Here is a 16995-nt window from a genome sequence, read left to right as displayed (position 1 = left end):
GCGGATAGTCCTTTTTATGTCAATACGTATCTGCAGGACTGGGAGGTTGAGCCTGGAGTCAGACGCTGTGCAGCGGTCAGCTCCTTTGGTGCCAGCGGTACGAATGCTCATATGGTCATAGAAGAGGCTCCACAGACGGAACGGAGACATTCCGAAAAGCCAGCTTATTTCATTCCGTTATCGGCACGGACTTCAAAACAATTACGCCAGCAGGTAGAGCAACTGCTTGCTTATTGTGAACAGGAGCCTAAGGCGGATTGCGGTAATATGAGCTATACATTATTGCTTGGGAGAAAGCACTGTAATCATCGGCTTGCATGTGTTGCTCGTAATCAAGGCGAGCTTGTCATGTCCCTTAAAAAGTGGCTGGAAAAAGGCAGTGCTTCTCAAGTTTATCATTCTGAACTGCACGAAAAGGATCAACGCATACAAACATCTTTGAAAAGATACGGGGATGAATGTATTTACAATTGTCAAAACGCAAGCGATACCCGCGAGTATTTGGAGCTTTTGACTACGATTGCAGATCTGTATGTTCAGGGATATTCGTTAGACTTTGAGTGCTTGTTTTCAAATGAACAGTACTCTAGGATTCCGTTGCCAACTTATCCTTTTGCAAAAGAGCAGTATTGGGCGCCTAGGAGTGAGGACAAAATTACAGGCGGCAGAGCGGCAGAGGGTGAACCAAAATTTAGTGTCGCCAGAGCTGCGGAAGCGTCTGCCGTTACGAGTAGCCGTACACTGCTATTTGAGCCTACATGGAAAAAGCAGGATGTACCGCTGGAAGCCGAAGTCACTGCCTATGATCGGCGAATGGTCTTGCTTTGTGAACCAGACGAAGCTTTGCACGAGCGACTTGAAGCGAGTTTGAACGGAGCTGTGCAGGTGCTTGCCTTTCGATCCGGGAAGAACCGGATTGATCAGCGGTTCCAGGCCTATGCTATTCAGGCCTTTGAGAGCATTCAAAGCATACTCAAAGACAAGCCTGAGGGGAGGGTGCTGGTCCAAATTGTGGTGCGGAACGCCGGGGAAGGACGGCTCTTTGCGGGACTTTCGGGACTGTTGAAGACAGCCCGGCTGGAAAACCCGAAATTCATCGGGCAGCTGATCGAAGTGGAACAGGGAGAACAGGCGGAAGGCATCCTGGCGAAGCTGGAGGATAACAGCCGTAGCCCGATGGATGGCTGGATTCGCTATGAGAACGGACAACGGACAATCGCTTGCTGGAGCAGGCTTGAAACATCTGGGCAAGAAGAGAGGCTTCCATGGAGAGACGGTGGGGTCTATCTGATTACCGGCGGCTCCGGCAGTCTGGGACTGCTGGTTGCAGAAGAGATTGCCCGGCAGACGCAAGCAGCGACCTTCATTTTGACGGGGCGGTCGCCGCTGGACCGAGACAAGCAGACGAAGCTGCAGGAGCTGGAGTCTTCAGGCGCCAGCGTGGTGTACAGGCAAGCGGATATCACCCATAGAAACACCGTTATCGGTTTATTGGACAGCATTCAGCAGGAATTTGGACGTGTCCATGGGATCATCCACTGCGCAGGGGTGATTCAAGATAATTTCATCATTAAAAAAACTAGTGAAGAATTTTTGGAGGTGCTGGGACCGAAGGTGAGCGGACTGGTCCATCTGGATGAGGCAAGCAGCGGCCAGAACCTAGACTTCTTTGTGCTCTTTTCTTCCATATCGGGCAGCCTAGGCAATCCTGGACAGGCTGACTATTCGACGGCCAATGCCTTTATGGACGCATACGCCGAATACCGGAATGCCCTGGTAGGGGCCAAGCAACGGCGGGGGCAGACGTTATCCATCCGCTGGCCACTATGGAAAGAGGGCGGAATGCGGATCGATGCGGACACGGAACAGATCATGACGCAAAACATGGGTATTACAACCATGCAGACCCGGTCGGGAATGAGGGCGTTGTATCAAAGCTTGGCCTCCGGCAAGGAGCAGGTGATGGTCATGGAAGGGGAGTCTGAGAAAATCGAGGCCTACTTGGCGAAAGCCGTCTCACAAGCCGGCGTCCATGCCATCCAAGTAGCTATTTCTAATCAGGCAACCCCTAAGCTGGATGCAGGCCAGCTCTACGATAAAACCTTATATCGACTCAAGGTGCTTTTGGGAGAGGTGACTCGGCTGAGCGTCAGTAGCATCGAAGCCCATGAGCCGCTGGAGAGGTATGGAATCGACTCGATCATGATTACCCAGCTGAATGCCAAGCTGGCGGGCTTCTTTGGAGAGCTGTCCCAGACGTTGTTTTATGAGTACCAGACCTTGCACGCCTTGACGGAATATTTTGTGGCGGAATACCCGCAGGAGTGCATGCAGTGGACCGGAATAAGCCATGACATGCAGCCTGTAGAGGAAATACTTGCGGCACCGTTGTGCGCCGAGGAAGAAGCCGTGCCGGCTGCGGCAAAGGCGGAAGCGAAGCCTGTCCGAAGCTTGGCGGGGTCTGCTCCTGGGGAAATGCGTGAACCGATAGCGATCATTGGAATGGCTGGAAAGTATCCCTGGTCCAGGGACATGAACGAATATTGGGAAAATCTAAAAGCAGGGAAGGACTGTGTGACCGAAATCCCAAGTGAGCGTTGGACGCTGGAAGGGTTCTTCCATCCTGATTCACAGGAAGCGGTGGCGAATGGAAAAAGCTACAGCAAGTGGGGTGGCTTTATCGAAGAATTTGCGGATTTCGATCCGCGCTTTTTCAATATTGCGCCACGAGAAGCACTCGGTATGGACCCGCAGGAAAGGCTGTTCATTGAAGCCTGCTGGGAAGCACTGGAGGACGCGGGTTACACCCGAGAACAGCTTGCGGTGCGGCATAACCGCCGGGTAGGCGTATTTGCCGGAATTACCAAAACGGGTTTCGATCTATACGGACTGGATTTATGGAGAAAAGGAACGCAAATATACCCTCATACATCCTTTAGTTCAGTGGCCAACAGGATTTCGTATCTCTTTAATTTGCAAGGGCCAAGCATGCCGATCGATACGATGTGTTCGTCCTCGTTGACCGCGATTCATGAAGCCTGTGAGCATCTGTACCGCGGAGAATGCGAAATGGCTATTGCAGGCGGAGTAAATCTGTATCTCCATCCGCTCAGCTATGTGGGACTTTGCGCCAACCACATGCTGTCAGCAGACGGGCAGTGCAAGAGCTTCGGCGAAGGAGGCAATGGGTTTGTCCCTGGAGAAGGCGCGGGGGTCGTCCTATTAAAGCCGCTGTCCAAGGCGATCGCTGATGGGGACCTCATCCATGCGGTGATCCGGGGGACAAGCATTAACCATGGAGGTAAGACCAACGGCTATACGGTGCCGAACCCGACAGCCCAAGGGGAACTGATCCGGGCGGCCCTGGAGCGAGCGGGGGTCCATGCGCGGACGGTCAGCTATATTGAAGCCCACGGGACAGGCACGGAGCTGGGAGACCCGATTGAAGTGACGGGTCTGACCCAGGCATTCAGGAAGGATACGCCGGATACGGGATTCTGCGCCATAGGCTCTGTGAAGTCCAACATCGGACATCTGGAGGCGGCAGCGGGCATCGCTGGGGTGGGGAAAATCATTTTGCAGATGAAAAACCGGACGCTGGTTCCCAGCCTGCATGCCCAAGAATTGAATCCGAACATCCATTTCGGTCAGACGCCGTTCGTCGTCCAGCAGGAGCTGGGGGAATGGAGACGGCCGGTGGTTGAGATCGATGGAGAGACGCGGGAATATCCGAGGATTGCCGGGATTTCATCGTTTGGAGCGGGAGGCTCCAATGCACATGTCATCATCGAAGAGTACATTGCGGAAGAGAAGGTGCCCATGAGCGTTACGGCTCAAAAGCCTGCAATCATCGTATTGTCAGCCAAAAATGAAGAACGACTGAAAAAACAGGCCGAGAGAATGCTAGCCGTTATGCGGGAAGGACAGCTCAGCGAAAGCAGTCTGGCCGATGTGGCCTACACGTTGCAGGTGGGACGCGAAGCCATGGAAGAGCGCTTGGCAGTGATTGCAGGGTCTATGCAGGAGCTGGTGGATAAGCTGGAAGGATTCCTGGAAGGACGAGACGGAATCCCTGAGTTGTACCGGGGCCAGGTCAAACGGAATAAGGAGGCGCTGACGGCGCTGGTAGAAGATGAAGACATGGAGAGAATGATTGCTGCCTGGATAGGGAAAAGGAAATATTCGAAGGTTGTTGATCTCTGGGTCAAGGGACTGGCAATGGATTGGAACCTGCTTTATGGGGATGCCAAGCCGCGGCGAATTAGCCTGCCGGCCTATCCTTTTGCGAGGGAGCGGTACTGGATCACGGATATTATGAGTCCCTCTGTAGAAAGAGTCTCTTCTGTAGAAAGAGCCGTTACGGAAGCTCAGGAAAAGGCTATTCCCGTCCAGACTCATGCGATGCAGCCAACAGCCCTAATGCAATCCGTTTTTTTGAATAGTTCTGAAAAACCAAGCGCTATATCCTTACCGAATTTGTTGGACCGTCAGCCGCATCTAAGCAAGTCTGCCAACCAGGAGGGGACAACGATCATGTTAACTTCACTGGAGGAGACATCGCACACATTAGAGGATGAGAAGAAGACGGAAGCGCTGTCGTCTATTCCTTCTGCAATATCAGCGGAAATATTGCAGGAGGAGCTGACAACAAGCCTGGCGCAGGCTTTATATATAGATCGGAGCGATATCGATTCGGATAGAAACTTTGTTGATCTTGGATTGGATTCCATTATAGGCGTAGAGTGGGTTCGTAGCATTAATAAGCATTACAATACAGCCATAGCAGCGACAAAAGTCTACGATTATCCAACCATCCGGGATTTTAGCAAATTTGTAGAGAAGGAATTGTTGAGCAAATCAATTGCGTCATTCTCTGCCCAGTCTATTTCGGATCATTCTCCAGCAGAGTATTCACCGTCATCCGTTGCATTAGAGCAGGAGAAATCGGCAGAGGCTTCCATTCAGGTGAATTTGATGCCGATTTCGTTTGAAAGGCAGGCGCAGGCCAGCATGGCTGAGTGCAGCGCCTCTGCAGAGCTGTTGCAGGAAGAACTGACGGTAAGTCTGGCAGAGGCTTTGTACATGGAACGGAGCGAGATCGAGGCGGATAAAAACTTTATAGATACCGGACTAGATTCCATTATAGGTGTAGAGTGGGTTCGAAACATAAATAAACGATATGGCACATCCATAGCAGCGACCAAGGTCTACGACTATCCGACTATTCGCCAATTCGCTACATTTTTGGCACAAGAAATCAATAAGCATGGAGGAAGCTTCAATCAACAGTTCTTGAGCACAGTCCCGGACACGGACAAGCCTATTGCGAAAGTCCATTCGAAGGGACCTGACACGATGCAATGCTCTCCAAGGCTATCGCCTAAGGGGGAGCCCGAGCCATTCCACCTGGTAAAGGTAGCAGAGGATTCATCGCCTTTGCCTTCGGAAAATAAAGACGTAATTGCAATTGTCGGGATTTCGGGAAGATATCCTGGTGCGGAAGATGTGCAGCAATACTGGGATAATCTCGCTCTAGGCAAAAATTCCATTATTGAAATCCCGAAGGAGCGTTGGGATGTAAGCCAATATTATGATCCTCGTCCAGCGCAAGAGGGGAAAATCAATTGCAAGTGGCTGGGTGTTTTAGAGGATATGGAATATTTTGATCCGTTATTTTTCAATATTTCTCCTACCGAGGCGGAAGGAATGGATCCTCAGCAGCGCATCTTTATGCAGGAAGCATATAAGGCAATTGAGGATGCAGGCTATAGTGGCTCACAGTTGGGAAATAAAAAATGTGGGGTTTACCTTGGAATTTTAAATAATGAATATAGTATGCTGCGGTACAAGCATCAAGCGCAGTTCACCAATACTACCGGAAACAGTAACGCTATTGCAGCGGCTCGCATCTCTTATTTCCTCAATCTGAAAGGTCCAGCCATATCCGTAGATACGGCATGCTCCTCATCGCTGGTGGCAACCCATCTGGCATGCCAGGCGTTATCTAACGGAGAGATAGAAATGGCGTTGGTTGGCGGGGTGTCGTTATATCTGACTCCTGAATCGTATGTAGGCATGTCTGCATCCGGAATGTTGTCGCCAGATGGTCGGTGTAAAGCGTTTGACAATAGCGCCAACGGCTTTGTTCCAGGGGAAGGAGTAGGGGCGCTGGTTCTGAAGCGGCTGAAGGATGCTGAAGCTGATCGGGATCATATATACGGAGTTATTATCGGGTCCGGAATCAATCAAGATGGGAAAACCAACGGGATTACCGCGCCAAGCACAAACAGCCAAATTGAGCTGGAGCGGGAAATATACAACAAATATCAGATTGAGCCTGAAAGCATTAGCTATGTTGAAATGCATGGGACAGGAACCAAGCTGGGCGACCCTATTGAATTGGAAGCTTTATCAACCGCTTTTAAAGAAAAAACCGATCAGAAGAACTACTGTGCCATAGGTTCGGTAAAAAGCAATATCGGGCATACTTCTGCAGCAGCGGGCATAGCAAGCGTGCAAAAGGTGTTGCTATGCATGAAGCATAGAAAACTAGTACCGACACTGAATTTCAAGAACCCGAATGAGCATTTTGATTTTGATAATTCTCCTTTTTATGTCAATACAGAATTGAACGCCTGGGAACCTTCCCACGGGGATAAAAGGCGCGCCGCTGTGAGCTCTTTCGGATTTAGCGGTACGAACGCCCATCTTATTATTGAAGAATATCGTCCCGGGACGGGAACATCTACGACATCACCAACAGCCGCCGATATCCATAATCCCGTTCTCTTCGTTTTGTCTGCCAAAGGTGAAAAGCAACTAAAAACGTATGCCGAAAGAATGAGAAGCTTTATTGCATCCCAGGAAAATCTTAACCTCTCGGATATGGGATATACGCTGCAAGTGAGCCGCGAGCCGATGGATTACCGGCTGGCTTTTGTGGCAGATTCAAAAGAGGCAATGCTAAAAACGCTCGAAGGATTTGTGAATCATGATCCGCTTGCTGGCGTCCTAACGGCTCAGGTGAAAAAGAGCAAAGACGGGATTGTGATGTTTGAGGCGGATGAAGATGCCAAATCGTTGCTTGAAACCTGGATCAAGAAGAGAAAACTAAAAAAAATAGCGGAGTTGTGGGTAAAGGGACTAACTATTGACTGGAACAAGCTGTATGGGGACATCAAACCTTACCGGATCAGCCTACCGACCTATCCTTTTGCGAGAGAACGCTGTTGGGCGCCTGAGCTTGACAGCAAGGCAGGCAAAGGCATGACTTCTGTCACTGCTGCTTCGCTCCATCCTTTACTGCATCTAAACACCTCCGATTTCTCGGAACAGCGGTTCAGTTCGACTTTTACAGGCCAGGAGTTTTTCTTGAAGGATCATGTGGTGAATGGACGTAAAGTTTTATCCGGGGCTGCTTGCCTTGAAATGGTCCGGGCAGCCGTGGATCAGGCAACAGGATCTGATGAGGGCGGGCCAACCGGAATTTGCCTTAAAAACGTGGTTTGGGCACGGCCTATTATCGTAGAGCATGGGCCACTACAGTTACACATCGGACTTTTCCTGGATGATCATCAAGAGATTTCCTATGAAATATATGGGGAGAGCGAAGAAGCTGATGCAGGGATTGTGATATATAGCTACGGCAGTGCTGCACGAAGATCAGCTGCGGAGGTCCCAGCACTGAATATTAAAGACTTGCAGAATGTATGCAGTCGGAACTTCGATCCCACACAATTGTATAGAGTTTTCAGGGATATGGGAATGGATTATGGCCCTGGACATCAAGGGATTGAGATGGTGTATGCGGGAGAGGGTCAAGTGCTGGCTAAGTTATGCTTGCCGTCTTCCGTTTCTGACAACCAAAGCCAATTTGTCCTGCATCCAACTATGATAGATTCGGCCTTGCAGGCAACCATAGGCTTGACGCTGGGGTCTGGCGAGATCAAACCTTCTCTGCCTTACGCCATTCAAGAAGTTGAAATTATAAAAAATTGCAGCTCCATCATGTGGGCGTTGATTCGTTATAATGCAGACGGCATAGCTGAGGAAAAGGCACAGAAGCTGGATATTGACCTGAGCGACGAAACCGGAGCCATCTGTGTCAGGATAAAAGGATATTCATCAAGAATTCTGAATAGGGACTCGATTTCCTCGGATGTTCAGTCTAATTCTAGTAACTTGATGCTTGAACCCGTATGGAAAGAGCAAGGGATTGCTCTAGAGGCCGAAATGCCTGCATATGATCGCCATGTCGTGTTACTCTGCAAGCCGTCCGGGATTTCCCGTGAACAAGTTGAAGCTCGGATGGACGGCGTGCAATGCATGGTACTGCAACCCGACCGAAACGGAATCGCGGAACAGTTCCAGCGTTACGCCGTCCAGGTGGTTGAAGAGATTCAAAGCATTTTCAGGGAAAAACCCAATGGTAAGGTGCTGATCCAGATTGCCATAAGCGGACAGGAGGAGCAGCAGCTTTTCTCGGGACTTTCCGGTCTTTTAAAAACGGCCCGGCTTGAGCATTCAAAACTGGTAGGTCAGTTAATAGAACTGGGACAGGATGAGGACTGGGGAGCAATCATAGACATTTTAAAAGAAAACAGCTGTAGCCTCGAGGATATCCAGATTCGGTACGAGAAAGGCACACGGTGGGTTTCCAGCTGGAACGAAGTTCACATCTCTCAGGAAGCGGCGGGTAACCCGTGGAAGGATGGCGGAGTGTACCTGATTACCGGCGGTGCCGGTGGATTGGGACTCATTTTTGCCAGAGAGATTACGGATAAAGTCCATAAAGCTGTCTTGATTTTAACGGGGCGTTCCGCGCTGGATGAGAGCAAACGGGCTGAGATAAAGAAATTGGAGGCATTAGGGGCACGAATCATATACAGACAGGTCGATGTGACTCAGGAGCAGGCGGTGACCGATTTAATCCAGGAAATTCAGGAGGAATTCGGAAACATCAATGGCATCATTCACAGTGCAGGTGTCATTCGCGACAACCGCATACTCCAAAAAAATAGCGAGGAGATGCTGGAGGTTCTCGCTCCCAAAGTATTAGGGACAGTGAATCTGGATCAGGCGAGCAAGAACTTGCCGCTTGACTTCTTTATTCTATTTTCGTCTGTAGCCGGAGGATTAGGTAATCAGGGACAGGCAGACTATTCTGCAGCTAATGCGTTTATGGATGCTTATGCCGGATACCGGAACACTCTGATAGCATCTAAGCAGCGACAGGGTCAAACGCTATCCATCAATTGGCCGCTATGGAAAGAGGGTGGGATGCGTATTGATGAGGAGACGGAGAAGCTGGTAAGGCAGCGTACAGGCATGAGCGGCATGTCAACCTCTTCCGGCATTCAGGCCTTGTACCGTGGCATGATCGCAGGCGTTGATCAGGTTATGGTGATGGAAGGCAATCTTGCAAAAATGAAGAAAACCATGGGGTTAATCACGACTCCAGAGACTAGGCAGCCTGAAAAGGTGACAGGAATTTCAGAAGCTTCCTCTGAAAGCAATGTCGTACCAGATCTGCTGGACAAAGTGCAGGCCGCGATGATACAGGCTGTGTCAAAATTGCTGAAAGTCAAACTTGAAGATATTGATGCACATGTAGAAATGAGTGAGTATGGCTTCGATTCCATCCTGCTCACACAATTTACCAACAACATCAATCACTTATACCAGCTTGAGCTGACGCCGGATATATTTTTTGAATACACAACGATTCATGACTTCACCAGATATTTGGTGGACGAATATGATGCCGTGCTTGGCGAGCAGTTTGCCGTGCATGCCCGGACTGAGCCTGCTGTGCAGGCCGTGGAGGATGGTAGGGAAGACAGTACCCGCGGTAGACGGCAGCGTTTCCGGTTTGCAGGCGGGAATGTGTTGTCCAATCCGCAACTGACTCAGGCTGCTCCTGAACCCATTGCCATCGTGGGAATGAGCGGTGTATTTCCCATGGCCCGGGATGTGGATGAGTTTTGGAAAAATCTTGAGGAAGGCAGGGACAGTATCACTGAAATCCCTGAAGATCGCTGGGATTGGAAGACGTATTACGGTGACCCTGAGCAGGAGGCCAATAAAACAAACATCAAGTGGGGCGGGTTTATTGACGGGATCTATGAGTTTGACCCGCTATTCTTTGGAATTTCACCGCGGGAAGCCGCACTCATGGACCCGCAGCAGCGGCTGTTGATGACCTATATCTGGAAGGCGATTGAAGATGCAGGCATTCAGGCTGGGAGTCTGTCGGGAACCCGCACAGGAATCTTTGTAGGTACCGCGAACAGTGGCTACAGCGGTATGATCTATCAGGGAAATGTGGGTGTCGAGGCGTATTCCTCCAGCGGTATGGCACCGTCTGTTGGGCCCAATCGAATGAGCTATTTCCTTAATATTCATGGTCCGAGCGAGCCTGTCGAAACGGCTTGCTCCAGTTCGCTGGTGGCCATTCACCGGGCCGTTAGGGCCATAGAGGATGGAAGCTGCGAGATGGCGATTGCGGGTGGTGTTAATGTGATTATCACACCTGAACTCCATATCAGCTTCAACAAAGCAGGAATGCTGTGTGAGGACGGTCGATGCAAAACCTTCTCCAATAAGGCCAATGGCTACGTGCGTGGTGAAGGGGCCGGCATGCTTTTCCTGAAAAAGCTGAAGGATGCAGAGAAGGATGGAGACCATATTTATGGTGTGATTCGGGGTACTGCCGTCAATCACGGAGGCCGGGCCAATTCCCTGACAGCTCCTAATCCGAGGGCTCAGGCGGATGTGTTGGTAAATGCATATACAAAGGCCGGAATCGACCCAAGGACTGTCTCTTACATTGAGGCCCACGGGACAGGCACCGAGCTGGGCGATCCGATTGAAATTAACGGACTGAAAGCAGCTTTCAAAGAGCTTTATGAGAATACAGAAGGGCCCGGGATTACAGAATCCCATTGCGGATTGGGCTCGGTGAAGACCAATATCGGACATCTGGAACTGGCTTCTGGAATCGCGGGCGTCATAAAAGTGCTGCTCCAGTTAAAGCATAAAAAGCTGGTCAAAAGCCTTCATTGCGATGCAATTAATCCTTATATAAAACTTGAAGGCAGTCCGTTCTATATCGTTCAGGAGGCGCAGGAGTGGAAGCCACAGCGGGATACTCGAGGGGAAAATATTCCTCGGAGAGCAGGTGTTAGCTCCTTTGGATTCGGGGGTGCCAATGCCCATTTGGTAATCGAAGAATATATTCCTGGAAAGCAGGAGCAGAATTCTATTACCCTTACCACCCCAAAATCGGCTATTGTGGTGCTGTCAGCCAAGAGTGAAGGACAACTACAAGAGCAGGCGCAGCTATTACTAGCTGCAATCGGGGAGCATCCGTTCACAGACAGCAGTCTGGTAGATATAGCGTATACCCTTCAGGTGGGGCGCGAAGCGATGGAAGAACGTTTGGCTTTCGTTGCAGGCTCTCTCCGGGAGCTAGAAGAGAAATTAAAAGGATTTGTGGAAGGCCGGGATGGTATCCACGGCTTACACGTGGGACACGCCAAACGCCATAGAGAAGAAAATAGAGCTCGTGAAGACGGAGAGGGTGCGGGCACGGCGATTGATGTGTTAGTTAGCGAAGGCAGCTATGGCAAAATCGCTGACCTTTGGGTAAAAGGAGTCGTTATTGACTGGGCCCTGTTGTACGGAGAGGCTAAACCAAACCGTATCAGTCTGCCAACCTATCCCTTCGCCAAAGAACGATATTGCATAACCGATATCAATAAACGGACTGGAGCAAGCGGTGTTGTGCTGGAAAGGGAGACGGCAGTCGGCATTCATCCCCTACTTCAGCGCAATACGTCCAATATTTATGGACTGCAGTTCAGCTCCATTTTTACGGGGAAGGAATTTTTCCTGTCTGACCATGTGATAAGGGGGCAGAAGCTCTTGCCTGGAGTGGCCTACCTTGAAATGGCGCGGGCGGCAGTAGAGCAGGTTGCAGGATCTCCAGAAGACAAGTGGACGTCCATTTGGTTAAAAGATGTGGATTGGATCCGGCCTGTTGTGGTTGGGGAGAAGTCGGTGGATGTCAGTGTTGGGCTCTATCCTCAAGATGGCGGGGAGATCGCCTATGAAATTTACAGCAAGTCTGGAGCAACGGACACGGAGCTGGTGGTGCATAGTGAAGGCAGGGCAGTAATTGTTCCGGTGGCAGAGATCCCCGCTATAGATATTGAAACCTTGCTGGAGCAGTGCAGTCTGGGCTCCTTCTCATCCCGTCAGTGCTATGAGGCGTTTGCAGCGATGCAGGTATCCTATGGGCCGGGACACCAGGGAATTGAAAAAATATATATCGGGGTGGGTCAAGCGCTTGCCAAGTTGTCCTTGCCTTCTTCCGTTTACCATACGATGGAACATTTTGTGATGCACCCCAGTTTGATGGATTCCGCTCTTCAGGCGACGATAGGCTTGATTATGAGTGCGGGTGATCGCAAAGCTTCCATTAAGCCAGCTTTACCATTTGCATTGGAAGAGTTGGTGGTGTTTAACAAATGTACATCAGAGATGTGGGCCTGGATCCGTAATAGTGAAGACAGCAGGCAAAATGGCTCGCTGCAAAAGTTAGATATCGATTTGTGTGACGAGCAGGGGAATGTTTGTGTGAGAATGAAGGGATTCTCATCACGAGTTGCTGAAGGAGGAACAGGGGGCCCAGATGAATGGACTGCACCTGAGACTTTGATGTTTGAGCCTGTGTGGGAAGAACAAGCGATTGCTCTGGAAGGAACAGCACCTGACTATCAACAGCATCTGGTAATTTTATGCGAACCGGGATATATTTCCGGGGAAATTATTGAATCGCAAATGAACGGGGTGCAGTGCCTCATTCTCCAATCCGAAGAGAAGAGCATTGATGCACGGTTTAGGACTTATGCGACACAGGTGTTTGAGGCAATTCAACATATTCTTAAAACGGAATCCAAAGGCAAAACATTGGTTCAGCTTGTCGTTCCGGTGCAGGAACACCAACATGTATTCTCGGGACTTTCCGGACTCTTAAAAACAGCATGCCTGGAGAATCCAGTACTGGTTGGCCAGCTGATAGAAATGGATGTGGAGCAGGATTCAGCAGGTATGATAAATATCCTACAAGAAAACAGTCGCGGTTCTATAGAACCACATATCCGCTATCAATCGGGTAGACGGCATGTTGCCGTATGGACGGAAATTAAAGCCTCCGGCGAAGTGATCAGCATTCCGTGGAAGGACAGGGGAGTATTTTTGATTACCGGCGGAACTGGAAGTCTCGGTTTGATTCTTGCCGAAGAAATTACACGACAGGCCAGGGATATTGCTTTAATTCTTGTCGGACGCTCCCCGCTTCGTGGTGACACCAAAGCAAGGATTGAGGAGATAGAGGCTTTAGGTGCAAGAGTAGTATTCCGGCAAGCCGATGTCGCCAATAAAAGGGCGGTTGAAGATTTGATTCGGGATATTCAAGAAGAGTTTGGGAAACTGGACGGAATTGTGCACAGCGCAGGAATGGTTAGCGATAATTTCATTATTAAAAAAACACGGGAGGAATTGCAAAACGTTTTGGCACCAAAGGTTACGGGCTTGGTGAATCTGGATCAGGCTTGTAAGGAAATTCCGCTGGACTTCTTCATCCTTTTTTCATCCGTTGCAGGGAGCCTCGGGAATATAGGACAGGCTGACTATGCTGCTGCCAATGCCTTTATGGACGCCTATGCCAAGTACCGCAGTACGCTGGTAGAGCGAGCACAACGCCAGGGGCGGACGATTTCAGTCAATTGGCCGCTCTGGAAAGAAGGCGGAATGCGTATTGATGGGGAAACAGAAAAGATCATGGAAGGGATGGGGATGTTTGCAATGGAGACGGGTGCAGGAATTCGGGCTTTGTATCAGAGCCTGGCTTCCGAAAAGAATCAAGTCATGGTGTTGGAAGGGCATGCCAGTCAGCTAAGAGAAACGCTCCTACAGCAACCGTCCCTGAATCAGACTGGAGATGCCTCCTCTATGATAAGGGAAAGCGAGATGGGTTCGGTCATCGGACAAGACCTGCTTGCCGAAAAAGCGGCAAATTATTTAAAGCAATTGCTCGCTACATCCATCAGGCTACCGGCAAGGCAGATTGAAACTGATGCCCCTATGGAGAAGTATGGCATTGATTCCATTATGATTAAACAGCTAACCCGTGAGTTGGAGAAAACGTTTGGAACACTGCCCAAAACCTTATTTTTTGAATACCAGAATATCCGGGAATTGACCCAATATTTCCTCAAAGTCCACCAGAAGCAGCTGATTAAATTACTTGGAATCGAGACAGAGGACGCTACGAAAGATTTCAAGCCTTCTACGGTGGAAAACGACCCGGTAAGGTCACTTTCTAATAGTCGGAAGCAATCGCGTTTCATGCCAGTTCAGGCAAGTTTCCAACCCCAACCGGAAAGAGCAGGCAGATCGGAGGAAATTGCCATTATCGGTTTGTCGGGCATGTATCCCGATGCAGAAAATATCCGGGAATTCTGGAACAATCTGCGCGATGGGAAGGATTGCATTACGGAAATCCCCAAAGATCGCTGGGATCACAGTATGCACTTTGACGAGGACAGGGACCAGTCCGGAAAAACTTACAGCAAGTGGGGAGGCTTTATTAAAGGTGTGGATCAGTTTGACCCCATGTTTTTCAATATCTCTCCTAGAGAAGCACAGATCATCGATCCTCAGGAGCGCCTATTCCTAAAATGCGTCTATGAAACGATAGAGGATGCAGGCTATACCCGGGAAGCGCTTGGACTGGAGCGGGGCCTGGGGCAGGATAGGAATGTAGGTGTTTTTGTCGGGGTCATGTATGAAGAATACCAACTTTATGGAGCACAGGAACAAGCTAGGGGCAGAATGATTGCCGTTCCTGGCAATCCGGCTTCCATTGCAAACCGGGTATCTTATTTCTGTAACTTCCACGGTCCGAGCATGGCTGTGGACACCATGTGCTCTTCTTCATTGACGACCATTCATCTGGCCTGCCAAAGCTTGCAACAAGGCGAGTGTGAGCTTGCCATTGCTGGCGGCGTCAATGTATCCATTCATCCGAACAAATACCTGATGCTTGGGCAAGGCAGGTTTGTATCGAGTAAAGGACGGTGCGAAAGCTTTGGACAAGGCGGAGATGGATATGTGCCGGGAGAAGGCGTAGGAGCTGTACTGCTCAAACCACTGGCCAAAGCTATTGCAGATGGCGATCATATATATGGGGTCGTAAAGGGGACCTCGGTGAATCATGGAGGGAAGACAAACGGATTCTCAGTTCCGAATCCCCATGCGCAGGCCCGTGTCATTGGAAGGGCATTTAAGAAAGCAGGAATTAACCCCAGAACCATCAGTTACATCGAAGCGCATGGCACTGGGACATCCTTAGGTGACCCCATTGAAATCGCCGGATTGCAAAAAGTGTTCCAGGAATATACGGAGGATAAGCAATTTTGCGCAATCGGATCAGCAAAATCAAATATTGGGCATTGTGAGAGCGCGGCAGGGATTGCCGGAGTTACAAAGGTGCTCCTTCAGCTCAAATACGGACAAATCGTGCCTTCGCTGCATTCAAAAACACTAAACCCGAATATCGATTTTAGCGATAGTCCTTTTATAGTTCAACAGGAGCTGGGAGAGTGGAAAAGACCCGTCGTCACAATGAATGGGAAGACGGTTGAATACCCAAGAATCGCAGGTATTTCCTCCTTTGGCGCCGGAGGCTCCAACGCACATGTGCTTATTGAGGAATATATCCCTGAGGAGCAGGAGACTAGACAGGCTGCCACTTCACTGCAAAATCCGGTAATGATCGTGCTGTCGGCGAGGAATAAAGAGCGACTGGAAGAACAGGTGCAAAGGTTGCTTGCTGAACTCAAAGAGCCGGAATACTCGCAAATCAGCCTGGAAGATATAGCATTTACTCTGCAGGTGGGACGGGAAGCCATGGAAGAACGGTTAGCAGTTATAGTTAAGTCTACCCGTGAACTTACAGGAAAGCTGGAGAGCTTTTTAGCGGGGGATGAGAATATTGACGGGCTATATTGGGGTCAGGCAAAGAAGAATAAAGACATCCTAGCTGTTCTTGAGGCGGACGAAGACATGGCAAAAATGGTGGATAGTTGGATAAGCAAGGGTAAGTATACAAAGCTGGCGGAGCTTTGGGTTAAGGGGCTGCTCTTCGATTGGACTAGACTTTATGAGAATACCAGCCCTCGTCGGATTAGTCTGCCAACTTATCCATTTGCCAAGGAGAGCTATTGGATCTTCGCGCGTGGGGGCGAATCCCGGGACGTCGAGGCGGAATCTCCTGTAGCCGATGTGTCGGTACAAGAACTCGTTTCCAGCCCTCCTGCAGTTAACCATAGCAACGATAATGTGCAGAGACAGACTTTGGCGAAAGTACCTGAAAAACCGCAGGGCATTTTGCTGAGCTCCGTTTCCAACATCCAGATGGTAGCAGATAAGCCGGAGAAGTCAGCTGCGCTGGCAGAATCCAAGCCTGCCCCGCGGCAACCTGAGGCCAAGCCTTCTTCGTCGCCGCCCGCTGCCAGGGATGAGGCAAAGCGGTCGACATATGCGCCAACGGCTGTACGGATAGAAGCATTGGAGAAGGAACTGGTAGAAAGTCTTGCGAAATCCTTGAGTATGAATGAAAAGGATATTGGCCGGGACGATCAATTTATTGATATGGGGCTGGACTCTATTATAGGTGTAGAGTGGGTGCAGGCTGTGAATAAACGCTTTGGAACAGCTATTCCAGCAACCAGAGTGTACGATTATCCTAACATTAAAGAATTCTCCAAATTTTTGGCAAAAGAATTGAACAAGTCGGCGGGAGATACAAATCAGGCTTCTACAGAGCCGAAGCCTAAGCAGCCCATGCAAGCCTTGATACAGAAAGTACTGCAGGGTGAGTTGGATTTTGAACAGGCCGACCAGTTATTCAACCAATTACACTCGTAG

General features: G+C 49.8%; 1 protein-coding gene (cut by a window edge). It reads left to right on the top strand.

Translation table 11 applies throughout. The annotated features are described in order from the left end of the window. A protein-coding gene (locus AOU00_RS03460; protein ID WP_069289927.1) for an SDR family NAD(P)-dependent oxidoreductase crosses the window boundary here: on the top strand, positions 1 to 16995 show its 3' portion. It extends 2703 nt beyond the left edge of the window; 16995 of the gene's 19698 nt are visible here — the last part of the coding sequence; the start codon falls outside the window, past its left edge; it ends in the stop codon at positions 16993 to 16995.

It is taken from the genome of Paenibacillus polymyxa (assembly GCF_001719045.1).
GTDB lineage: Bacteria > Bacillota > Bacilli > Paenibacillales > Paenibacillaceae > Paenibacillus > Paenibacillus polymyxa_B.
Note: the sequence above shows the minus strand (reverse complement) of the source record. Positions and strands in the feature narration are given on the sequence as shown.